This window comes from Micrococcus sp. TCR-5 (assembly GCF_052220525.1).
GTDB classification, from domain to species: Bacteria; Actinomycetota; Actinomycetes; order Actinomycetales; family Micrococcaceae; genus Micrococcus; species Micrococcus luteus.
Window position 1 is genome coordinate 22019 of record NZ_JBQPDO010000009.1, and the last position, 21972, is coordinate 43990.

Consider the following 21972-nt stretch of genomic DNA (forward strand, 5'->3'; position numbering starts at 1 on the left):
CCTCCCGGTCCCGGAGGTGTCGGAGGCCGCGTTCGAAGGAGTCGCCATGCCCCTCTCAGAGCATGAGCAGCGGATGCTGGACCAGCTGGAGCAGCAGCTGCGCACCGAGGACCCCCGGCTGGCCACCCAGATGGCGGACACGGGGCGGCATCGGCTGCCCGTGGGTCGCGTCGTGGCCGGGGCCGTCCTCGCCGTGGTCGGGCTGCTCGTCGTGGTCCTCGGGGTCGCCAACCACGCGATCCTCCTGGGCGTGCTCGGCGTCGTCGTCATCGGGGCCGGCATCTTCCTGCTGACCACGCGGCCCCGCGCCGTCGCCTCCGGGGCCTCGGGCCCGGAGGCCCGCCGGTCGGGCGCACCGCGACGGCAGGGAGGCGGCGACTTCATGGGCCGCCTCGAGCGGCGCTGGGACGAGCGGCGCGCCGGAGGCGACTGAGCGCCTGGCCCGCCGGGCCCCCACTATCCTCCACTCCAGGCCCCGATCCGCTCCGGATCGGGGCCTTTCCGCTGCCCGAGGCTCCGTCGTCGCCGCGGCCCTCCACCGGGGCCCACCGGTCCTCCACGTCCCTCCACGGCGACACCGGCCCCGGGACCCGCGGGATGGCGCGCCGGACTCGGGGGGCCTCGACACGCCCGTGGCGCCGGGACCCGCGTCCGGGGTTGATGGTGGAGGGAAGTGGGGTAATGTGGAGGGAAGGAGAGAGCATGGGTCCCGACCTTGGTCGGGAGGGACCGCTTGACGAGCCAGGGGGTCTGCCGTGTTCTTGGGCACGTACACCCCCCGGCTCGACGAGAAGTCCCGGCTGATCCTCCCCGCCAAGTTCCGCGAGGAGCTGGCGGAGGGGCTGGTCCTGACCCGGGGTCAGGAGCGCTGCATCTACGTGTTCAGCGCTCGTGAGTTCGAGCGGGTCCACGAGCAGATGAGGTCGGCTCCACTGTCCTCCCGCCAGGCCCGTGACTACATCCGCGTCTTCCTCTCGGGGGCGTCGGACGAGGTCCCGGACAAGCAGGGTCGGGTGACCGTGCCGGCGCCGCTGCGACAGTACGCGGGGCTGGACCGGGACGTGACCGTGATCGGCGCGGGGACGCGAGTGGAGATCTGGGACTCGGAGTCCTGGAACACCTACCTCGCCGAGCAGGAAGCCGCCTTCTCCGAGACCGACGAGGACGTCCTGCCCGGCGTCTTCTGACCATGACCACCCGACCTCGAGCGAGACCTCCAGCCGACGCCGCCGCACCTGACCCGTCTTCCCCTGGGCCAGGCGCGGCGGCGGACGGATGGGGATCCCGCCCGAGGTCCGCCAGGACCGCGATGTGAGCAGGAGGTCGAGAGTGGACGCAGGCCAGCCGCGCCCCGAGGACCGCCACCTGCCCGTGATGCGGGACCGCGTCGTCGACCTCCTCGCCCCCGCCGTCCAGGCCGCGCTCGAGGCCGGCCGCACGCCCGTCGCCGTCGACGGCACGCTGGGCATGGGCGGGCACACCGAGGCCCTGCTGACCCGGTTCCCCCACCTGCGCGTCATCGGCATCGACCGCGACGTCCACGCCCAGGCCATGGCCGTCGAGCGCCTCGGCCCCCTCGCCGAGCGCCTGATCCCCTTCCACGGCACCTACGACCGGGTGCCCGAGGCCATGGCCGCCGCGGGCGTCACGAAGGTCGACGCCGCGCTCTACGACCTCGGCGTGTCCTCCTACCAGCTGGACGACCGGGAACGCGGCTTCGCCTACTCCTACGACGCTCCGCTGGACATGCGCATGGACGACACCGCCGAGCGCTCCGCCGCGACGCTCGTGGCGGAGCTGGACGAGCAGGAGCTGCGCCGCATCATCCGTCGCGACGGTGAGGAGCGCTTCGCCGGCCCCATCGCACGGGCCATCGTCCGGGCCCGCGCCGAAGCCCCCATCGAGACCACCGGCCGCCTCGTCGAGGTGATCCGCTCGGCCGTCCCCGTCGCCGCGGGGGCCACCGGCGGGCACCCGGCCAAGCGCACCTTCCAGGCCCTGCGCATCGCCGTGAACGAGGAGCTCGACATCCTCGACGCCGCCGTGCCCGCCATCCTCGACGCCCTCCACGTGGGCGGCCGCCTCGTGGTGATGAGCTACCACTCCCTCGAGGACCGGATCACGAAGCGGCACCTGAGCGCGTGGGCCACGTCCACGGCGCCCCCGGGGTTCCCGGTGGTGCTGGAGGAGCACGAACCCGTGGTGCGGGTGCTCACCCGCGGCACCGAGAAGCCCACCGAAGAAGAAATCTCAGAGAACCGTCGCGCCTCCTCCGCGAAAGTGCGTGCGGTTGAGAAGATCAGGACGTCCAGGACCACGGCATGACGCTGCACGAGGAGATGAGCATGGCCGCACACGCACGGATCGCAGAGTCGCTGCGCCCCGGGTCGACCCCCGTCGCCCCCGCGCGGCCGGCTCCGCAGGAGCGCACGCCGCTCTCGGTGGTGCCCGCCCCGCTGCCCCGATCCCGCTCCGGCGTGAGCGTGCTGTGCGTCCTCGTGGTGCTCGCCGCGCTCGCGGCGGTGCTCGTCATGAACATCACCATGTCCAACCGGCAGTACGCCCTCCTGGACCTGCGCCAGGAGCAGCAGGCCGTCACCGAGACCAATGAGCGGCTGGCCGAGCAGGTGGGCCACCTCGAGGCGCCGCAGAACCTGGCCGCGCGCGCCGACGCCCTCGGGATGGTCGCCCCCGCCGGCACCGCCTCCGTGGACGCGGGCACGGGCCAGTTCAGCGGCGAGGCCCAGGCGGCCCAGGACGGCGACATCTCCGCCACCTACGTCGCGCCGCCGGCGGACGCGGACGCGGTCCGCCAGGGGACGGCCGGCGACGGCCAGGACGAGATCGAGGGACCGCGCACCCTCGGCGGCGAGGACGCCTCCGCCGCCCCCGACCAGGACGCCGCCGACCGTTGATCGACCGTCCCGCCTCGCACCTTCCCCGCGGCGGATCGACGGTCGGGCCCGCTCCCGGGCACCCCGCCGTGCGCACCCGCATCCTTCTCCTGCTCGTCTTCGTCCTGCTCGGCGGGCTCGCACTGCGGCTCGTCTACGTGCAGGGCATCGACCCCACGGGGCAGGCCGCGGCGGCCATGGACCAGCGCCTGACCCACCAGGAGACCCTGCCGCAGCGCGGGTCCATCCTGGACCGCGACGGCGACGTGCTGGCCGCCAGCGTGCGCCGCTACGACATCGTCGTGGACCAGCGCCTCGTCAAGGACTTCAACGAATGGGACCGCGAGGCCCGGGAGACCGTGCTCGTGGACGTGGACTCCCGCCTGGCCAGCCTGGCCGAGGTGCTCGGCATGACGGAGGAGGAGGTGCGCGAGGCCACCATCGGCTCCCGCCCGTACGCCGTGGTGCGTCGCTCCGTGACCCCGGAGGTCCGGGACAAGGCCATGGCGCTCAACGTGCCGGGCCTGCTCTCCGAGGCGGTGGACCGCCGCACCTACCCGAACGGGTCGGTCGCCGGCAGCATCATCGGCTTCATGGGCGGTGACGGCACCGCCCTCGAGGGCCTCGAGCTCAGCCAGGACGACGTCATGACCGGCACCCCGGGCACCCGCACGTTCGAGGTGGGCGCAGACGGCATCCGCATCCCCAACGCCCCGCTCGAGGAGGTTCCGGCCGTGGACGGCGCCGACCTGCGCCTGACCGTGGACAAGGACGCCCAGTGGTTCGCGCAGGAGACCCTCGGCGCCCTCGCCGCCGAGTACGACGCGGAGTGGGCGAACGCCGTCGTGATGGACGTGAAGACGGGCGACGTGATCGTCATGGCGGACTCCACCACGGTGGACCCCGCCGACCCCGACGCCACCGAGGGGAACTTCCGCACCTCCACCGTGATGAGCACCCCGTACGAGCCGGGCTCCACGGGCAAGGCGCTGCCGATCGCGGCCGCCGTCGACGCCGGGAAGGTCACCGCCACGGACGGCTTCACCGTCCCCAGCAGCCAGGACTTCGACGGGCAGACCATCCGGGACTTCTCCCCGCACCCGACGTTCGACATGACCGTCGCAGGCATCTACGCGCGCTCCTACAACACGGGCACGGTGCAGATCGCCGAGAAGATCACGGACGAGCAGCGCTACGAGTACATGCGCTCCTTCGGGGTCGGCCAGCCCATCGACCTCGGCCTGCCGCAGCAGGCGGGCAGCGTCCTCGTCCCGCCCGAACAGTGGGACGGCCGCCAGCGCCTGACCACGGCCTTCGGCCAGGGCTACACCCAGACCACCCTGCACACCGCCCAGATGTATCAGGCCCTCGCCAACGGCGGCGTGCTGATCCCGGCCCGGCTGATCGACGCCACGGTGGACGGCGACGGCGCGGAGAAGCGCTGGGAGTCGTCCGCGGAGCCCCACCGCGTGGTCTCCGAGGAGACGGCGGCGCAGATGCTCCGCATGATGGAGACCGTCGTGACGCAGGGCACCAGCAAGGCCGCCGCGATCCCCGGGTATCGCGTGGGCGGCAAGTCCTCCACCGCCGAGGCTGCGAGCGACACCGGCACGTACGACGGCTACAACCTCGGCTTCACCGCCGTCGCCCCGCTCGACGACCCCCGCTTCGTGGTGTCCGTGTCCATGCATCGGCCGCCGTCCAAGCAGGGCTCCCGGGACGTGTCCGTCGCGGCCGCCACGATCATGGAGTACATGCTCCGCCAGGCGGACGTGCCCGCCACCGGAGCCGAGCCGAACGACTACCGCGTCTTCGTGGACGATCCACAGGACCGGCCGTGGTGACCCACGCCGCCGGCCCCGAGCACCCCAGGAGCACCCCCATGACCACCCCGAGCGACCCCCCTGCGCCGCTGACCCCGGCCCAGCAGGACGCCGCCTTCCGGCCCTCCCACACCCCCGCCACGCCCTGGCCCGCCCTCGCACAGTCGCTGGCCGGGGCGGGGATCGCGGCCCACGTCCACGGCGCGGCCCCGGCCGACGGCGTCACGGGGGTCAGCCTCGACTCGCGTGTCGTGCGCCCGGGCGACCTCTACGTCGCCGTTCCGGGGGCGCACGCCCACGGTGCCGCGTTCGCGGCCAGGGCGCTGGAGGCTGGCGCCGTCGGCGTCCTGACAGACGCGGCGGGCCGCGCGCTCCTGGCGGAGCAGGACCTGGCCGACGCCCCGGTGCTCGAGGCCGACGCCGTGCGCACCGCCGCCGGCACCGTGGCGGCCCGCGTCTACGGCGGCGGGGGCGACGCCGGCCCGCGCCTGGTCGGTGTGACCGGCACCAACGGCAAGACCACCACGAGCTTCCTCGCCGCCGCCCTGCTCGAGGCCCTGGGGCGCCGGTCGGGCATCGTGGGCACGATCCTGATCCGCGCGGGGGAGCGGGAGGTCCCCTCCACGCTCACCACGCCCGAGGCCACCCAGCTGCACGCCCTCATGGCGCTCATGCGCGAGGAGCAGGTGGACACCGCCGTCATGGAGGTCTCCTCCCACGCCGTGGCGTATCAGCGGATCGCCGGCCTGCGCTACGCGGTGGCCGGGTTCACCAACCTGACCCAGGACCACCTGGACATGCACGGCTCGATGCAGGAGTACTTCGCGGCCAAGGCCGGTCTGTTCGACCCCGCCCGCACCGACCACGCCGTCATCACGCTCGACGGCGGCGAGGGGCCCCGCTGGGGCGTCGCCATGGCCCGGGCCGCCGGCGCTCCCGTCACCACGCTCGCCCTCGGGCCGGCCGCGCCGACGCCGGGCGCCCTGGCCGAACACGACCCCGGCGTCCGGGCGGACTGGGAGGTCGCCGAGCTCGCGCCGGACGGCCTCGGCCACCGCTTCACGCTGCGCCACGCGGCCACGGGCCGGGAGCTGCGGGCCTCCGTCGGTCTGCCGGGCCGCTTCAACGTGGCCAACGCGGCCCTCGCGGTCCTGCTCGTGCTGCACGCCGTGGGGGAGGAGCACCTGGACGCGCTCGCGGCCGTCCTGGACGTGCCCGCGGGCGAGGGCCCTCTGGCCGCCGCCGTCCCGGGGCGGATGGAGGTCGTGGGCCGCGAGCCGGACGCCGTCGTCGACTTCGCGCACAACCCGGACGGCATGGTCCAGGCGCTGCGCTCCCTCGCCGACGCCCGGGCGGCGGCCGGGACGCGCGGCCGCACCCTGATCGTGTTCGGCTCCGCCGGTGACCGTGACCGTGACAAGCGGCCCGTGATGGGCGCGATCGCGGCCCGGGCGGCGGATGTGGTGATCGTCACCGACGACACCCCCCACTCGGAGGACCCGGCCCCGATCCGTGCCCACATCCTCGCCGGCGCCCGGGCCGAGGCCGACCGCATCGCGCGGGAGGAGGGCCGCACGGTCGTGATCGAGGAGGTGGCCGACCGTGCCGCGGCCATCCGCCGCGCCGTGGAGCTGGCGGGGCCGCAGGACGGCATCCTCCTGGCCGGCCGCGGGCACGAGACCACGATGGACTACGACGGCGAGCTCGTCCCGCTGGACGATCGGGTGGCCCTGCGCGAGGCCCTGGCCGCCGGTGCCGCTGTGGCCTCCGCCTCGGTCTCCGGCCCAGTCCGCGAGGGTAAGGTCATCGAGTCATGATCGCTCTCACCGCAGCCCAGATCGCCGAGGCCGTGTCCGGCACGCTCTCGGCCACCCTCGACCCCGCCACCGTGCTGGTGCACGTCACCCCCGACTCGCGGGAGGTCACCGCCGAGGGCACGCTCTACGTGGCGAAGCCGGGGGAGCGCGCCGACGGCCACGACTTCATCGACGCCGCGCTGGGCGCCGGCGCCGCCGCTGTGCTCGCCGAGCGCGCCACGCACGCCCCCGACGGCGCCGCGCACCCGGCGATCATCGTGGAGGACGCCGTGCTCGCGATGGGCGCGCTCGCCCGGGAGGTCGTGCGCCGCGTCCGGGAGCACTCCCCGACCACCGTCATCGGCATCACCGGCTCGGCCGGCAAGACCACCACCAAGGACCTGCTCGCCGCGCTGCTGGCCACCCAGGGCCCCACCGTCGCACCGGTCGGCTCGTACAACGGCGAGGTCGGCGTGCCGCTCACGGTGTTCCGGGCGGAGCTGGACACGCGCTTCCTTGTGGTCGAGATGGGCGCGGACCACGTCGGCAACATCGCGTACCTCTGCGACATCGTGCGCCCGGACATCGGCGTCGTGCTCATGGTGGGCACCGCCCATGCGGGCAGCTTCGGCGGCGTGGCGAACATCGCGCGCACCAAGGGCGAGCTCGTGGAGGCCCTCGGCCCCGACGGCGTCGCCGTCCTCAACCTCGACGACGAGCGTGTCGCCGGCATGGCGGCACGGACCGCCGCCCCGATCACCTGGTTCACCGCGGACGAGCGGGGCGTCGCCCGCGCGGCCGAGGACGTGGCCGCCGGCCGCGCGTCGGGACTCGTCGCCGCACGGGACGTGCGCGCCGACGACCAGGAGCGCCCCGTCTTCGACCTGCAGGTCGGGACGGATGAGGCCGCCGTGCGGCATCCGGTCGCCTCCGGACTGACCGGCCTGCACCACGTGCACAACGTGCTGGCCGCCGCCGCGGCCGCCCACGCCGCCGGCATGGACCCGGCCGAGATCGCCCGTGGTCTCGACGGGCTCGGGCCCGCCAGCCGCTTCCGGATGGAACGCACCGACCGCGCGGACGGCGTCACGATCATCAACGACGCGTACAACGCCAACCCCGAGTCCATGCGCGCCGCGCTGCGGACGCTGGCCACCCTCGGCCGCTCCAGCGGCCGCCGCACCTGGGCCGTCCTGGGGGAGATGCTCGAGCTCGGCGATGCCCGCGTCCGTGAGCACACCCTCGTGGGCGAGTCCGTGGTGCGCCTGAACATCGCCCAGCTGCTGGTCGTGGGTGCCGGAGCCCGGCCGCTCTACATCGGCGCCCTCAACGAGGGCAGCTGGGGCGAGGAGGCGCACTTCGTCGACGACGCCGCGCAGGCCGAGGCGTTCCTCGCCGAGAACTTGCGCCCCGGCGACCTCGTCCTCGTCAAGTCCTCCAACGGCGTCGGGCTCGCGGCCCTCGGCGAGCGCCTCGCCACGGCCGACGCCGTCGCCGCCCCCTCCGCCTCCCCGAAGGAGTCCCGACCGTGATCGGACTGCTCATCGGCGGCGTGCTCGGCCTGGTCCTCTCGGCCGCCGGCACCCCGCTGTTCATCCGGTTCCTCGTCAAGCGCGGGTACGGCCAGTTCGTCCGCGACGACGGCCCGACCACCCACAAGACCAAGCGCGGCACGCCCACGATGGGCGGCGCGGTCATCATCGGGTCCCTCGTGCTGGCGTACCTGATCACCCACGGGCTGCTCGCCCTGCTCGGCGTCGACTTCGGCGGGCCCACGGCCTCCGGCCTCATCCTGCTGCTGCTCACCGTGGGCATGGCCTTCGTCGGGTTCGTGGACGACTTCACGAAGATCACGAAGCAGCGCTCGCTCGGCCTGACGCCGCGCGGCAAGATCATCCTCCAGGCCCTGATCGGCACCGCCTTCGCCGTCCTCGCCCTGAACTTCCCGGACGAGCGGGGCCTGACCCCCGCCTCGACGGCGATCTCCTTCGCCCGGGACATCCCGTGGCTCGACCTGGCCTTCGCCGGACCTGCGATCGGCGTCATCCTGTTCGTGATCTGGTCGAACCTCATCACCACCGCCACCACGAACGCCGTGAACCTCACGGACGGCCTCGACGGGCTCGCCACGGGCGCCACCGCCATGATCACGGGCGCCTACGTCCTGATGTCGCTCTTCCAGGCGAGCCAGTCCTGTGCGCTCGAGGGCACCCGCGGCTGCTACGAGGTCCGCGACCCCATGGACCTCGCCCTGCTCGCGGCGATCCTCACGGGCAGCCTGCTGGGGTTCCTCTGGTGGAACACCTCCCCGGCCAAGATCTTCATGGGGGACACCGGCTCCCTGGGCCTGGGCGGCGCCCTGGCCGGCTTCGCGATCTTCACGCGCACCGAGATCCTGGTGGCCGTGCTGGCCGGCCTCATGGTCGCGATCACCCTCTCCGTCATCATCCAGGTGGGCTGGTTCAAGGTCTCCGGCGGCAAGCGCGTGTTCCTCATGGCGCCGCTGCAGCACCACTTCGAGCTCAAGGGCTGGGCCGAGGTGACCGTCGTGGTCCGCTTCTGGCTGCTGTCCCTGATGTGCGTCACCGTGGGGCTCGCGATCTTCTACGGCGACTGGCTCATCCGCCAGGGCGGCCTCGCGGGGGTGACCCCGTGACCGGCCCCGCGTCCGACGCCGCGCCCGCACCGGTGCGCCGGCCCCGCGCCGACACCGCCCGCACCGCCGACCTCACGTCCTGGGACGCCCCGGGGTGGGCCGGCCTGCGCGTCGTCGTCACGGGCCTGGGCGTCACCGGCTTCTCCGTGGCCGACACCCTGGCCGAGCTGGGCGCCGCCGTCGTGGTGGTGGACGGCGACGGCGGCCCGGAGAACCGGGCGCGCGCCGAGACCCTGCGGATCGTGGGGGTCCGCGAGGTCCTGCTCGACCGGGCGGCCACGCAGGCGCTGCCCGAGGTCGACGGCGCCGCCGCGGACCTCGTCGTGACCTCCCCGGGCTGGCGGCCGGACCAGCCGCTGCTGATGGCCGCCCACGCGGCGGGCCTGCCGATCTGGTCCGACGTCGAACTGGCCTGGCGGCTGCGCGAGCGCGCCGGGCGGAAGACCGCCGACTGGGTGTGCCTGACGGGCACGAACGGCAAGACGACCACCGTGACGATGGTCGAGGCCATCCTGCGGGCGGACGGCCGTCGGGCGGTGGCCTGCGGCAACGTCGGCACCCCCGTGCTCGACGCGATCCGCGACCCGGAGGGTTTCGACGTGCTCGCCCTCGAGCTCTCCAGCTTCCAGCTGCACTGGACGCACGGCCTGGCCCCGGCCTCGTCCGCGGTGCTGAACCTCGCCGAGGACCACGTGGACTGGCACGGCTCGATGGACGAGTACGCCGCCGCCAAGGGCAAGGTGTATGCGAACACGCGGGTGGCCTGCGTGTTCAACGAGCAGGACCCGCTGACCCGCACCCTCGTGGAACGCGCGGACGTCCAGGAGGGCTGCCGCGCGATCGGCTTCACCACGGACACCCCGGGCCTGTCCGACATCGGCGTCGTGGACGGGATCCTCGTGGACCGTGCGTTCCTGGACAACCGGCGTCACGAGGCGATCGCCCTGGCCGAGCGCGCCGACCTGGGCCCGGTGGCGCCGCGCCACACCATGGCCAACGCGGCCGCCGCGGCGGCGCTGACCCGGGCCGTCGGGGTGAGCCCCGCGGCCGTGGCCGAGGGCCTGCGCGCCTACGACCGCGGCGAGCACCGCATCCAGCTCGTGGCCACCTCCCGCGACGTCATGTGGGTCAACGACTCCAAGGCGACGAACCCGCACGCCGCGGACGCGTCGCTGGCGGCGTTCAGCTCCGTGGTGTGGCTGGCCGGCGGCCTACCCAAGGGCGTGACCTATCACGAGCTGGTGGCCGCGCACGCCGACCGGCTCCGCGCGGTGGTGCTCCTGGGCAGGGACACCTCGGCCCTGCGCGCGGCCCTGGCCGCGCACGCCCCCGAGGTCCCCGTCCACGCCCCCCTCGCCGCGGCCGACGGCACCGGCCCCGCCGACGGTGCGGCCGTGATGGCCGAGGCGGTGCGCGTGGCCGACGGCCTGGCCCGCCCCGGCGACACCGTGCTCATGGCGCCCGCCGCGGCGTCGATGGACCAGTTCCGCTCCTACGCGGCCCGCGGCGAGGCGTTCATCGAGGCCGTCGCCGGGCTGATGCGCGAGCACGGCTGGGACGTGCACGACGACGCCGCGCCCGACGCCGACTGACCCGCCGCCCACCCGACCGTCTCGCTTCCCCCGTGAGGAGGGCCATGTCCCCGATCGAGCTCCGCCCGGTGCGCTCCGGCGCGGACGACGACGCCCCCGAGCATCGGGAACGGCTCCTGCGCCGGATGTGGCGGGTCCTCGAGGGTCGCCGCGCCCTCGACCTGTCGGTCCTGCTCATCAGCGGCTGCACCGCCCTGCTCACGGTGCTGGGCCTCGTGATGGTGCTCTCCTCGTCCTCCGTCGAGGCGATCGGCACCGGCGGCGGCTCGTACGCCCTGTTCCTGCGCCAGACCGCCTGGGCGGTGGCGGGCGTGGCGGCCCTGCTCGTGTTCTCGCGCCTGCCGGTGCGCGTCCTCAAGGCGATGGCCTGGCCGGCGTTCGGCGTGGCCGTGATCCTGCTCGCGCTGGTCGCGTTCTCCCCGCTCGGCGTCACCGTGGGCGGCAATCGCAACTGGCTGGGCATCGGGGGGTTCCGGATGCAGCCCTCCGAGGCCGCCAAGCTCGCCCTGGCCCTGTGGGCGGCGGCGGTCCTGGAGCGCAAGCACCGCCTCGTCACCCAGGTGCGGCACGCGCTGATCCCGGTGCTGCCCGGCGGCCTGCTGCTGCTGGGCCTGGTGATGGCGGGCAGCGACCTCGGGACCGCGATCATCCTCGCGATCGTGCTGGCCACGGTGCTGTACGTGGCCGGCACCCACTGGGGGGTCTTCCTCACCTTCCTGGCGCTGAGCGTGCTGGGCATCCTGGCCCTGACCCTCCTCGCCCCGCACCGCATGGTCCGGGTGCAGGCCTGGATGGGGGACTGCTCCGACGCCACCGACCCCTGCTTCCAGCCGGCGCACGGGATGTACGCCCTGGCCTCCGGCGGCTGGTGGGGCGCGGGCCTCGGCCAGTCCCGCCAGAAGTGGAGCTACATCCCGGAGGCCGAGAACGACTTCATCTTCACCATCCTCGGCGAGGAGCTCGGACTCGTGGGCACGCTGGTGGTGCTGCTGGCCTACCTCGGCCTGGCGATCGGCATCTACCGCGTCGCCGCCGGGACCACGTCCACGTTCATCCGCCTCTCGACGTGGGGGATCCTGGCCTGGCTGGTGGGTCAGGCGGCCGTCAACATCGCGATGGTCTCCGGGATCATCCCCGTGGTGGGCGTCCCGCTGCCCTTCATCTCCTATGGTGGTTCCGCGCTCACCCTGTCCTTGAGCGCGGTCGGCATCGTGCTGGCCTTCGCCCGGCACGAGCGCCGCCGTGCCGTCCAGCCGGACGCCCGCCCGCAGGCGGACGAGCCGGACACCGACCCCCTCCCCGTGATCCCCACCCCCGCCCTCCAGGAGCCCCGATGACGCAGACCTCTCATCCCTCCGGACCCCTGCGGGTGGTGCTGGCCGGCGGCGGCACCGCCGGCCACATCTCCCCGATGCTCGCGATCGCCCGCGCCCTGGAGGGCGACGGCGGCGGTCCCGTCGAGTGCACCATGGTCGGCACCGCCTCCGGCATGGAGACGCGTCTCGTCCCCGAGGCGGGCTACGAGCTCGACCTGATCGACCGGGTCCCGATGCCGCGCCGCCCGTCGATGGACGTCGTCCGCTTCCCGGCCCGCATGCGCGCCGCGGTCGCGACGGCGGCCCGGATCCTGCGGGACCGGCGCGCCGACGTCGTCGTGGGTGTGGGCGGCTACGTCGCGACCCCCGTGTACCTCGCGGCGTTCCGGGCCGGTGTGCCCGTGGTGGTCCACGAGGCCAACGCCCGCCCCGGCCTGGCCAACCGCATCGGCGCCCTGCGGGCCGCGCACGTCGGCACCGCCCTGCCGGACACCCGCCTCCGCGGCGCCCGCTGGGTGGGCATGCCGATGCGCCCCGAGATCTCCGGCCTGGACCGGGCGGCCGCCCGCCGTGCCGCCCGTGAGGCCCTCGGCCTCGACCCGGACCGGACCACCGTCGTGGTGACCGGCGGCAGCTCGGGTGCGCTGGCCGTGAACCGCACCGTGCGCGCCGCGCTGGGCGACCTCCTGGACGCCGGTCTGCAGGTATTCCACCTGACCGGTCGGGACAAGGCCCTCACCGAGGACGACGGCAGCCTGCTGGTCCGGGACGGCTACGTCCAGCGGGAGTACCTGGCGGGCATGGAGCAGGCCTACGCCGCCGCCGACCTGATCGTCGCCCGCTCGGGCGCCGGCACGGTCTGCGAGGTGTCCGCGGTCGGCCTGCCCGCCGTCTACGTCCCCCTGCCCATCGGCAACGGCGAGCAGGCGCTCAACGCCCGCCCCGTGGTGGAGGCGGAGGGCGCGCTGCTCGTCCGCGACGACGCCTTCGGGCGCGCGTGGGTGCAGCGTCAGCTGATCCCGCTGGCGACCGACCCTGAGCGTCTCGCGCGCATGGGCGAGGCGGCCGCCCGCTTCGGCGTCCGGGACGCGGACGTCACCATGGCCGGCCTCGTGCGCTCGGCCGCCCAGGAAGGAGCCCGGCGATGAGCCGAGACGAGAGCACCCGTCCCGCGGCCGAGGGCCGCTTCGCCGACCTGGGCCGCGTCCACCTGCTGGGGATCGGCGGCGTCGGCGTGTCGGGGGTCGCCCGCATCCTCCAGGAGCAGGGCGTCGCGGTGTCCGGCTCCGACGCGAAGGACCTGCCCGTGATGCGCGAGCTCGCCGCGGGCGGCGCCCGGATCACGGTCGGCTACGACGCCGCGCACCTCGGCCGGGACGTCACCACGGTGATCGCCTCCTCGATCGCCGGGCCGGGCAACCCGGAGCACGACGCCGCCGTGGCGCGCGGACTGCGCGTGCTGCACCGTTCCGAGGGCCTCGCCCTGGCCATGCGCGGCCACCGGGTGCTGGCCGTCGCCGGCACGCACGGGAAGACCACCACGTCCTCCATGGCCGCCATGGCCTTCTCCGACGCCGGCTGGGACCCCACGTTCGCGGTCGGCGCCGCCGTCGCCGGGCTCGGCACCAACGCCCGGGCGGGCCAGGGCGAGTGGTTCATCGCGGAGGCCGACGAGTCCGACGGCACCCTGGTGAACTACCCGAGCACGGTCGGGATCGTCACGACCGTGGAGGCCGACCACCTGGACCACTACGGGACCGAGGAGGCGGTGCACCAGGTCTTCCGGGACTTCGCGGGCGGGCTGCCGGCCGCCGCCCAGGGCGGGGTCCTCGTGGCCTGCCTCGACGACGCCGGCGCGGCGGACCTGGCCGCGTGGGCACGGGAGCACGCGGCCGCCGACGTCGTGACCTACGGCTCGGCGCCCCGTGACGGCGTGGCGCCGGACCTGCTGGTCACCGACCTCGCGGTGGAGCCGGGCGAGACCGGAGTGGGCCAGCGCGCCACGTTCCGGATGGCGGACGGCCCGGAGCGCACCCTGCACCTGCAGGTGCCCGGCCGCCACAACGCGCTGAACGCCGCCGCCGTGGTCCTGGCCGCCGTCCGGGCGGGCATGGCCTTCGAGGCCGCCGTGCGGGGCGTGGAGGCCTTCCGGGGCACGGCCCGCCGCTTCGAGTTCCGCGGCGCCGCGCGCGGCGTGCGGGTCTTCGACGACTACGCGCACCATCCCACGGAGGTGGCCGCCGCGGTCTCCGCCGGCCGTGCCGTGGCCGGCGACGCCCGCGTGCACGTCCTGTTCCAGCCCCACCTGTTCTCCCGCACCCGGGACTTCGCCGCCGAGTTCGCCGCCGCCCTCTCCGGGGCGGACGCGGTGCGCGTGCTGCCCGTGTACGCGGCTCGGGAGGAGCCGATGCACGGCGTCGACTCGTCCCTCATCGCGTCCCGCCTCACCACGGGCGCCGCCGAGGACCGTGTCGTCGCCGAGGACCGCGCCGAGGCGGTGCGCTCGCTCGCGGCGGGCGCCACGGCCGGCGACGTCGTCCTGACGATGGGCGCGGGGGACGTGACCGCCCTGGGCCCGGACCTGCTGGCCGAGCTCGGCCGGGACGCGGCGCCCGGCGTCGCCCACCCGTGAGGCTCGGCCGCGGGACGCCGCCGGTCGCTCCGGCCGGGGCCGACGCCTCCACCGTGGTCCGATTCCCGGGCCGCACCGCGCGCCGGCGCCGCGCCACGCGCTGGGGTGTGGCGGCCGCGGTGCTCGCGGTGCTGACCGTCCTGGGCTGGGTCGTGTTCTTCTCGCCCGTGCTCGCGGTGGACCGCGTCGAGGTCACCGGCACCCGCCATGTCTCCGCCACCGCCGTCCAGGAGCGCCTGGAGCCCGTGTACGGCGTGCCGCTGTCCCGCGTCGGCGCCGGCCGTGTGGGCGAGCTGGTCGGTGGTCTGCCCGGAGTGGCCGAGGTCCAGACCGTGCCCCGCCTGCCCACCGGCCTGGAGGTCGCGGTCCGGGAGCACGAGGCGCGGGCCCGGCGGGACGGCGACGACGGCGTGCAGCTGCTGCTCGCGGACGGCACCGTCCTGACGGAAGTGCCGGAGGAACGGCTCGAGGGCGAGGACCTCCCCGCGTTCTCGGAGGAGCTGCCGCAGCGGGCGCAGGAGGAGCGCGCCGAGGTGGCCGAGGTGCTGGCCGCCCTGCCGGAGTCCGTAGCGGATCGTGTCGAGACGGCCGACTCCCGGGGCCCGGGCCAGGTCCGTCTGGCGCTTGAGGGCGGGGTGACCCTGGTCTGGGGCGACGCGCAGGACGCCGGTCTCAAGGGGTCCGTGGCCGAGGCGTTCCTGGCGGACGAGCGGCACGGATCCGCGGCGGGCGGCGTCGCCGAGATCGACGTCTCCGTGCCCACGCGGCCGATCACGCGCTGAACCGGGGCCACAGGAGTCTCCAGTAGAACGTGAAGGTGAAGGTCGGGGCGCGGGGCCTCGCGCGAGTCCGGGTGCCATCACCGCGGCGGCTGGTCCTTCGAGTCTCACGTGAAGGTTGATGCGGAGGCCGTCTTTTCCGCGTGGACACGCCGTTTTCTTTTGCACGTGACGCGGGCCTCCCAGTACGGTGGACCCGAACGCGCGCGAGGCTCGCTTCACGCTGTGCTTGAAGGTGTCCACCCCGGGTGGCCGCCGATCACCGGGGCGTTGTGCCTCGCGCTGACCTCTCGAGATCTCGAACAAAGGGAACCAACACCGTGGCTGCACCCCAGAACTACCTGGCCGTCATCAAGGTCGTCGGCATCGGCGGCGGCGGCGTGAACGCCGTGAACCGCATGATCGAGGTGGGGCTCCGCGGCGTGGAGTTCATCGCCATCAACACGGACGCCCAGGCGCTGCTGATGTCGGACGCGGACGTGAAGCTGGACGTGGGCCGCGAGCTCACCCGTGGACTCGGCGCGGGCGCGAACCCCGAGGTGGGCCGCCAGGCCGCCGAGGACCACGCGGAGGAGATCGAGGAGGTCCTGCGGGGCGCGGACATGGTGTTCGTGACCGCGGGCGAGGGCGGCGGCACCGGCACCGGCGGGGCGCCCGTCGTGGCCCGCATTGCGCGCTCGCTCGGCGCCCTGACCATCGGCGTCGTGACCCGCCCGTTCACGTTCGAGGGCCGCCGTCGCGCCGGCTCCGCCGAGGCGGGCATCGACGCCCTGCGGGACGAGGTCGACACCCTCATCGTGATCCCGAACGACCGCCTGCTGTCCATCTCGGACCGCAACGTCTCGGTCATGGACGCCTTCCGTCAGGCGGACCAGGTGCTCCTCTCCGGCGTGCAGGGCATCACCGACCTGATCACCACCCCGGGCCTGATCAACCTCGACTTCGCGGACGTGAAGTCCGTGATGCAGGGCGCGGGCTCCGCGCTCATGGGCATCGGCCACGCGCAGGGCGAGGACCGCGCCGTCAAGGCGGCCGAGCTGGCGATCGCCTCGCCGCTGCTCGAGGCCTCCATCGACGGCGCGTACGGCGTGCTGCTCTCCATCCAGGGCGGCTCCGACCTCGGCCTCTTCGAGATCAACGAGGCCGCGCGCCTGGTCCAGGAGGTCGCCCACCCGGAGGCCAACATCATCTTCGGCGCGGTCATCGACGACGCCCTCGGCGACGAGGTGCGCGTGACCGTGATCGCCGCGGGCTTCGACAAGGTGGACGTCACCTCCGCCCCGGCCGCCCCGCAGGCCGTGCAGCAGCAGGCGGCCCCGCAGCGGGCCGCGGCCCCCACGCAGCCGCAGCCCGTCCCCGCCCAGCCGCAGCCCGCCCCGGCCCAGCCGCAGCAGGCCGAGCGTCCCGCCGTGCGCGGCACCGTGCCGCTGGCCCCGCAGGAGCAGCAGCCGCGCCGCCAGCAGGACCTGCCCACCGTGGTGGAGCCGGACCTCGGCGCCGGGTCCTCGGACCTGGACGTCCCGGACTTCCTCAAGTGACGGCCGCGGAGGGGCCGGCCGGGACCGTACGGGTCCCCGCCGGCCCCTTCGTGCACCGCGAGACCGTCCGCACCGCGACGGGCGCCGTGCACGTGGCCTGGACGTCCGTGGCCGCCGGCAACCTCGCGCTGCACGTGGTCCCGCCGGACGAGGCCGAGGGGCTCGCTCGCGTCAGCGCCGCCCGTCGCGCCCTGGAGCGCGTGATGGGGGTTCCCGAGGACGCGACGCTCTATTTGGACCAGGTGCACTCGGCCGACGTCGTGTGGGCGGACGGACCCGGGCGCGGCGGTGCCCCGGCCCCCGTGGCCGACGCCGCCGTGAGCCGCGACGGGTCCCGGCCGCTGGCCGTCATGGTGGCCGACTGCCTCCCCGTGGTCTTCGTCGACGAGACGACCGGCGCGACCGCCGTGGCCCACGCCGGGCGGCGCGGGCTGCTGGACGGCGTCCTGGAGGCGACCGTCGATCGTCTGCTCTCCCTGCGCCCGGAGACCGACCGGACCGGTCCCGGCCTGCGCGCCTGGATCGGTCCCGGCGTGTGCGGCCGCTGCTACGAGGTGCCCGCCGCCATGCGTGCCGAGGCCGCCGCCCGCCTCCCGGCGACCGCGGCCACCACGTCCTGGGGCACCCCCGCCCTCGACCTGCCCGCCGGCGCCGCACAGGTCCTCCGTGCCCGCGGGGTGGCCGCCGCGACGATCGACGTGTGCACGCGCGAGGACGAACGCCTGTTCTCGCACCGCCGGGCGCCCGGTGAGGGCCGGTTCGCCGGCCTCGTCTGGCGCACCGACCCCGACGCCACCACCCCGAGAGGAGAGGCATGACCGCCCCCGCCACCGCCGGGCCGACCCCGACGGACCCCCGCGCCCGGGAGATCGCCGACGCGCTCGCCGCGGTGCGCACCCGCATCGCCGACGCCGCGCGGGACGCCGGGCGCGAGGCGGAGCCCGCGCTCGTCGTCGTGACCAAGACCCACCCCGCCGAGGACGTCGTGCGCCTCGCCGCGCTCGGCGTGACCGACGTGGGGGAGAACCGCGACCAGGAGGCCCGGCCCAAGGCCGAGGCCGTCGCCGCGGCCCTGGGGGCGGACGCCCCGCGCTGGCACTTCGTGGGCCAGCTGCAGACCAACAAGGCCAAGTACGTGGTGCGCTACGCGTCCGTGGTGGAGTCGGTGGACCGACCCGAACTGGCCGAGGCGCTCTCGCGAGCGCTCCTGCTGCGGCGCGAGCGCGAGCCCGAGGCCGCGATCCCCGACCTGGAGTGCCTCGTGCAGGTGGACGTCGACGACCGCGCCGACGAGGACCGCCCCGAGGGGATCGGCCCGCGCGGCGGCGCCCGTCCCGAGGACGTCCCCGCCCTCGCGGACGTCATCGCCGGCCTGCCGGGCCTGCGGCTGGGCGGGCTGATGTGCGTGGCACCGCGCGGCCTGGACCCGGAGGACGCGTTCCGCCGGCTCGCCGCTCTCGGCGCGGGCCTGCGGCAGACGCATCCGGAGGCCACCACGCTGTCCATGGGGATGAGCGCGGACCTCGAGGCGGCCGTGCGCGCCGGGGCGACACAGGTGCGCATCGGCTCCGACGTTCTGGGGGCCCGGGACGCGGTGGGCTAACGTTGACCCCGCGCGTCCCGGCGGGACGCGACAGGACCGCGCGGACGCACGCGCACCGACGACGAACGACGGCGGCCCCCGGGGCCGGAGGACGTGGTGAAGGAAGACTCATGGCTGGCGCCCTGAAGAAGACGATGATCTACCTCGGCCTGGCCGACGGCGACGAGTACGACGAGCAGCCGCGTGCCGCCGAGCGGGAGACCGCGCCCCGACACGAGGTCGTCGAGGCGCGCCGCCCCGCGGAGCCGGACACCGACCCCCACATGGAGGCCGTCCGCCCGGCTGCGGTCCGCGATCCCGAGCCGGCCGAGCGGCCGGAGCCCGTGACCCCGTCCGGCTCCACCGCGGCCGATCCCGTCGAACCCCGGCGTCCGGCGCGTCCCGAGCCGGTCGACCCGGGCTACCGGGCCCCGGTGACCCCCATCAAGCGAGCCGCAGCGTCGTCTGCCGAAGGAGCCTCCGTGCACACCCTGTCCACCGTCCATCCCCGCTCCTACAACGACGCGAAGGCGATCGGCGAGTCCTTCCGCTCCGGCGTCCCCGTGATCATGAACGTCACCGACCTCGGTGAGAACGAGGCCAAGCGCCTCGTGGACTTCGCGGCCGGCCTCGTCTTCGGCCTGCACGGCTCGATCTCCCGCATCACCAGCAAGGTGTTCCTGCTGACCCCGGCCACCGTGGACGTCGTCGGCGCCGAGCAGGGCGAGTCCGGCGAGGCCGACTCCCCGTTCGACGGCGACTGAGGCGCCCATGCAGCTGCTCCTCGCCCTCGCCTACCTCGCCCTGACGGTGGTGCTCGCGGCGCTGACCGTGCGGATCGTCCTGGACGTCACCCAGTCGTTCGCCCGCCACTGGCGCCCCACCGGGGCGGCCCTCGTGCTGGCCAGCGGCGTGTACGGGGCCACCGATCCGTTGCTGCGCCCCGTGCGTCGTGCCGTGCCGCCGGTGAACCTGGGCGGCATCGGCCTGGACGTGGCCTTCCTCATCGTGTTCCTCGGCGTCGTCCTGCTGCGGGTCCTGGTGGTGAGCCTGGCCGGCGTGGCCTGACCCGCGGCCCGGGGCGGCTGTCGGCCCCGGTGGTAGTCTTCGCGGCAGGGTCGGCGCCGCCCCTCACCGGCGCGCCGACCGCCGACGCGCCGGGCCGCCCGGCCGTCCTAGAGCACCGAGCAGAGAGCGAGACGGTTCCATGGCGCTGTCCTGGGAAGACGTGGTCAACAAGCAGTTCCAGCCCACGAAGTTCCGCGAGGGCTACGACCAGACCGAGGTGGATGACTTCCTCGACGAGATCGTGGCGGAGTTCAAGCGCCTGATCGCCCTCAACGAGCAGCTCGAGTCCGAGAACGCGGAGCTGCGCGCCGGCGGCGCCGCCGCGGCCGCCGCCCCCGCTGCGGACACCCCGGAGGCCGCCGCGACGCCGTCCTCCGTCGAGGAGCCGGCCGCGGCCCCCGAGGCCGCCGACGCGGCCGCGACCTCCGCCGCCGGCGTCCTGGCCATGGCCCAGCGGCTGCACGACGAGCACGTCGCCGCAGGCGAGCAGCGCAGCACCGAGCTCGTCGCCGAGGCCGAGGCCACCGCGGCCCGGCTCGTCAGCGACGCCGAGGAGCAGAAGGCCCGCACCCTCGAGGCCCTGGCCGAGGAGAAGGCCGGCCTGGAGGGCGAGGTCGAACAGCTGCGCAGCTTCGAGACCGACTACCGCAGCCGCCTCACCTCCTACATCGAGGGCCAGCTGCGCGAGATCCGCGCCCAGAAGCGCGTCGAGCCCCCCACGCCCGCGGCGTGAGCCGAGCCGTCGACGCCACGTCGGCCCCGCGATCCCCTCGCGCGGGCCGGCGAGCCGTGCTCACCGCCCTCATCGTGGCGGTGCTGGCCTACGCCCTCGACCAGCTGACCAAGTACGCGGTCGAGAGCACGATGCAGCTGGGGGACTCCGTCGCGGTGATCCCCGGGGTGCTGCGCTGGCACTACATCCTGAACCCGGGCGCGGCGTTCTCCATCGGCGAGGACCACACCTGGGTGTTCACCGTCATCCAAGCCGTGGTGGCGGTGGCCGCCCTCGTCGGGATCGCCCGCGTGCGCTCGACGCCGTGGGCCCTGGCGCTGGGCGGGCTCGCCGGCGGCGTGCTCGGCAACCTCACGGACCGGCTGTTCCGGCCCCCGGCGTTCGGGCGCGGCCACGTGGTCGACATGATCTCCGTGCCGCACTTCGCGATCTTCAACGTGGCGGACTCGTTCATCGTCTGCTCCGTCATCGGCGTCGCTCTGCTCGTGATGACCGGCCGCCGCCTGGACGGCACACGGGAGGCGTGAGGACATGGGCATGAGACCGGGACTCACCGAACGGCTCGAGGTCACCGAGGCCGAGGCGGGCCGGCGGGTCGACGCGGTGCTCGCCGACGCGTTCGGCGTCTCCCGCTCGCTGCTGGCGGACTGGTTCTCCCGGGGCCTGGTGCGGGCCGAGTCGCGCTCCGGCCGCCGGGACCGCGTCCTGGCCAAGTCCGCGAAGGCCGTGGCGGGGGAGACCCTCGCCGTCGACGTCCCCGACGACCCCGACCCCCTGGAAGTGAGGGCAGAGCGCGTGGACGCGCTGAGCATCCTGTACGAGGACGAGGACCTGGTGGCCGTGGACAAGCCCACCGGCGTGGCCGCGCACCCCTCGCCCGGCTGGGTCGGGCCCACGGTGGTGGGCGCCCTGGCCGCCCTCGGCTACCACATCACCACCTCGGGTGCCCCCGAGCGCCAGGGGATCGTGCACCGGCTCGACGTCGGCACCACCGGGGTCATGGTCGTGGCCAAGACCGAGCGCGCCTACACGGCCATGAAGGACCAGTTCCGCGAGCGCGTGCCGGAGAAGGTCTACCACGCCGTGGTCCAGGGCATCCCGGACCCGCTGAGCGGCACCGTGGACGCGCCCATCGGGCGGCATCCCGGCCACCACTGGAAGTTCGCGGTGCTCGACGACGGCCGGCCGTCCGTGACCCACTACGAGACGCTCGAGGTGTTCGGCCGGGTCACCCTGCTCGAGGTCCACCTGGAGACCGGGCGCACCCACCAGATCCGCGTGCACACCTCGGCGCTGCGCCACCCGTGCGTCGGCGACCTCACGTACGGGGCGGATCCGCGACTGGCGGCCGAGCTCGGGCTGACCCGCCAGTGGCTGCACGCCCACCGGCTGGCGTTCCCGCACCCGGTCACGGGGGAGCCGGTGACGATCACCTCCCCGTATCCGGACGACCTCGCCCACGCCCTGGCGGCGCTGCGCGGCGACGAGGACTGAGCCGGCACCGTCGACGTGACCCCCGTCCCGGTCCGGCCCCGCCGCCCGGGCACCACGAGTAGGCTGGTG

At 74.7% G+C, this 21972-nt stretch carries 21 protein-coding genes; all 21 read left to right on the forward strand.

Annotation, left to right across the window (positions count from 1 at the left end; translation table 11 throughout):
• Nucleotides 1-46 precede the first annotated feature (46 nt).
• The 21 genes from ACTSKS_RS06690 (at nt 47) to ACTSKS_RS06790 (ending at nt 21903) form a co-directional block, all read left to right on the forward strand.
• Nucleotides 47-433: a DUF3040 domain-containing protein gene (locus ACTSKS_RS06690; RefSeq protein WP_012750919.1), complete on the forward strand. Its 387-nt coding sequence runs from the start codon at nt 47-49 to the stop codon at nt 431-433.
• A 322-nt stretch (nt 434-755) separates the two neighbouring features.
• Nucleotides 756-1187, forward strand: a complete 432-nt coding sequence (gene mraZ / locus ACTSKS_RS06695; RefSeq protein WP_002854575.1) for a division/cell wall cluster transcriptional repressor MraZ — start codon at nt 756-758, stop codon at nt 1185-1187.
• Nucleotides 1188-1329: 142 nt separating this feature from the next.
• Nucleotides 1330-2325 (forward strand): 16S rRNA (cytosine(1402)-N(4))-methyltransferase RsmH, encoded by a 996-nt coding sequence (gene rsmH / locus ACTSKS_RS06700; RefSeq protein ID WP_036384563.1) that lies wholly within the window; start codon nt 1330-1332, stop codon nt 2323-2325.
• Between the two features lie 20 nt (nt 2326-2345).
• Complete coding sequence (locus tag ACTSKS_RS06705; protein WP_442927390.1) at nt 2346-2915, forward strand: hypothetical protein; 570 nt, start codon at nt 2346-2348, stop codon at nt 2913-2915.
• A gap of 68 nt (nt 2916-2983) precedes the next feature.
• The gene (locus ACTSKS_RS06710; RefSeq protein ID WP_235186536.1) at nt 2984-4738 is read left to right on the forward strand and encodes a peptidoglycan D,D-transpeptidase FtsI family protein; all 1755 of its coding nucleotides are present in this window, start codon (nt 2984-2986) and stop codon (nt 4736-4738) included.
• A 38-nt stretch (nt 4739-4776) separates the two neighbouring features.
• Nucleotides 4777-6534, forward strand: coding sequence for a Mur ligase family protein (locus tag ACTSKS_RS06715; protein ID WP_442927391.1), 1758 nt, complete (start codon nt 4777-4779; stop codon nt 6532-6534).
• On the forward strand, nt 6531-8045 hold the full coding sequence (locus ACTSKS_RS06720) for a UDP-N-acetylmuramoyl-tripeptide--D-alanyl-D-alanine ligase (RefSeq protein WP_442927392.1): 1515 nt from the start codon (nt 6531-6533) through the stop codon (nt 8043-8045). Before ACTSKS_RS06715 ends, ACTSKS_RS06720 begins: the two co-directional genes overlap by 4 nt.
• Nucleotides 8042-9169, forward strand: a complete 1128-nt coding sequence (mraY, locus tag ACTSKS_RS06725; protein WP_044659502.1) for a phospho-N-acetylmuramoyl-pentapeptide-transferase — start codon at nt 8042-8044, stop codon at nt 9167-9169. The genes ACTSKS_RS06720 and mraY overlap by 4 nt, the downstream gene beginning before the upstream one ends.
• Nucleotides 9166-10761: a UDP-N-acetylmuramoyl-L-alanine--D-glutamate ligase gene (murD, locus tag ACTSKS_RS06730; RefSeq protein ID WP_442927393.1), complete on the forward strand. Its 1596-nt coding sequence runs from the start codon at nt 9166-9168 to the stop codon at nt 10759-10761. The genes mraY and murD overlap by 4 nt, the downstream gene beginning before the upstream one ends.
• Nucleotides 10762-10805: 44 nt before the next feature.
• Complete coding sequence (ftsW, locus tag ACTSKS_RS06735; protein ID WP_095694685.1) at nt 10806-12098, forward strand: putative lipid II flippase FtsW; 1293 nt, start codon at nt 10806-10808, stop codon at nt 12096-12098.
• The gene (gene murG, locus ACTSKS_RS06740; protein ID WP_036314165.1) at nt 12095-13225 is read left to right on the forward strand and encodes an undecaprenyldiphospho-muramoylpentapeptide beta-N-acetylglucosaminyltransferase; all 1131 of its coding nucleotides are present in this window, start codon (nt 12095-12097) and stop codon (nt 13223-13225) included. Before ftsW ends, murG begins: the two co-directional genes overlap by 4 nt.
• Nucleotides 13222-14709 carry a UDP-N-acetylmuramate--L-alanine ligase gene (gene murC, locus ACTSKS_RS06745; protein WP_095694684.1) on the forward strand — a complete coding sequence of 496 codons (1488 nt, stop codon included), beginning with the start codon at nt 13222-13224 and terminating at the stop codon, nt 14707-14709. The genes murG and murC overlap by 4 nt, the downstream gene beginning before the upstream one ends.
• 53 nt (nt 14710-14762) lie before the next feature.
• Nucleotides 14763-15491, forward strand: a complete 729-nt coding sequence (locus tag ACTSKS_RS06750; RefSeq protein ID WP_406921871.1) for a cell division protein FtsQ/DivIB — start codon at nt 14763-14765, stop codon at nt 15489-15491.
• Nucleotides 15492-15808: 317 nt separating this feature from the next.
• A complete protein-coding gene (gene ftsZ / locus ACTSKS_RS06755; RefSeq protein ID WP_060774656.1) occupies nt 15809-17026 on the forward strand; it encodes a cell division protein FtsZ in 1218 nt (405 codons plus the stop codon).
• Nucleotides 17023-17844 carry a polyphenol oxidase family protein gene (locus tag ACTSKS_RS06760; protein WP_144879650.1) on the forward strand — a complete coding sequence of 274 codons (822 nt, stop codon included), beginning with the start codon at nt 17023-17025 and terminating at the stop codon, nt 17842-17844. The genes ftsZ and ACTSKS_RS06760 overlap by 4 nt, the downstream gene beginning before the upstream one ends.
• Complete coding sequence (locus ACTSKS_RS06765) at nt 17841-18629, forward strand: YggS family pyridoxal phosphate-dependent enzyme (protein ID WP_442927394.1); 789 nt, start codon at nt 17841-17843, stop codon at nt 18627-18629. The genes ACTSKS_RS06760 and ACTSKS_RS06765 overlap by 4 nt, the downstream gene beginning before the upstream one ends.
• Nucleotides 18630-18739: 110 nt before the next feature.
• The gene (gene sepF, locus ACTSKS_RS06770) at nt 18740-19372 is read left to right on the forward strand and encodes a cell division protein SepF (RefSeq protein WP_060774653.1); all 633 of its coding nucleotides are present in this window, start codon (nt 18740-18742) and stop codon (nt 19370-19372) included.
• A 7-nt stretch (nt 19373-19379) separates the two neighbouring features.
• Nucleotides 19380-19676: a YggT family protein gene (locus ACTSKS_RS06775; protein WP_144879652.1), complete on the forward strand. Its 297-nt coding sequence runs from the start codon at nt 19380-19382 to the stop codon at nt 19674-19676.
• Between the two features lie 139 nt (nt 19677-19815).
• Nucleotides 19816-20409: a DivIVA domain-containing protein gene (locus ACTSKS_RS06780; protein ID WP_136940918.1), complete on the forward strand. Its 594-nt coding sequence runs from the start codon at nt 19816-19818 to the stop codon at nt 20407-20409.
• 56 nt (nt 20410-20465) lie between these two features.
• Nucleotides 20466-20936 (forward strand): signal peptidase II, encoded by a 471-nt coding sequence (lspA, locus tag ACTSKS_RS06785; protein ID WP_060774652.1) that lies wholly within the window; start codon nt 20466-20468, stop codon nt 20934-20936.
• A 4-nt stretch (nt 20937-20940) separates the two neighbouring features.
• Nucleotides 20941-21903, forward strand: coding sequence for an RluA family pseudouridine synthase (locus ACTSKS_RS06790; RefSeq protein ID WP_442927395.1), 963 nt, complete (start codon nt 20941-20943; stop codon nt 21901-21903).
• The last annotated feature ends 69 nt before the right edge of the window (nt 21904-21972 follow it).

Coding starts and splice junctions, on each gene's coding strand:
- ACTSKS_RS06690 (WP_012750919.1), top strand. CDS start 47: ATGCCCCTCTCAGAGCATGAGCAGCGGATGCTGGACCAGCTGGAGCAG.
- ACTSKS_RS06705 (WP_442927390.1), top strand. CDS start 2,346: ATGGCCGCACACGCACGGATCGCAGAGTCGCTGCGCCCCGGGTCGACC.
- ACTSKS_RS06715 (WP_442927391.1), top strand. CDS start 4,777: ATGACCACCCCGAGCGACCCCCCTGCGCCGCTGACCCCGGCCCAGCAG.
- ACTSKS_RS06720 (WP_442927392.1), top strand. CDS start 6,531: ATGATCGCTCTCACCGCAGCCCAGATCGCCGAGGCCGTGTCCGGCACG.
- ftsW (WP_095694685.1), top strand. CDS start 10,806: ATGTCCCCGATCGAGCTCCGCCCGGTGCGCTCCGGCGCGGACGACGAC.
- murG (WP_036314165.1), top strand. CDS start 12,095: ATGACGCAGACCTCTCATCCCTCCGGACCCCTGCGGGTGGTGCTGGCC.
- murC (WP_095694684.1), top strand. CDS start 13,222: ATGAGCCGAGACGAGAGCACCCGTCCCGCGGCCGAGGGCCGCTTCGCC.
- ACTSKS_RS06765 (WP_442927394.1), top strand. CDS start 17,841: ATGACCGCCCCCGCCACCGCCGGGCCGACCCCGACGGACCCCCGCGCC.
- sepF (WP_060774653.1), top strand. CDS start 18,740: ATGGCTGGCGCCCTGAAGAAGACGATGATCTACCTCGGCCTGGCCGAC.
- ACTSKS_RS06775 (WP_144879652.1), top strand. CDS start 19,380: ATGCAGCTGCTCCTCGCCCTCGCCTACCTCGCCCTGACGGTGGTGCTC.
- ACTSKS_RS06780 (WP_136940918.1), top strand. CDS start 19,816: ATGGCGCTGTCCTGGGAAGACGTGGTCAACAAGCAGTTCCAGCCCACG.
- ACTSKS_RS06790 (WP_442927395.1), top strand. CDS start 20,941: ATGGGCATGAGACCGGGACTCACCGAACGGCTCGAGGTCACCGAGGCC.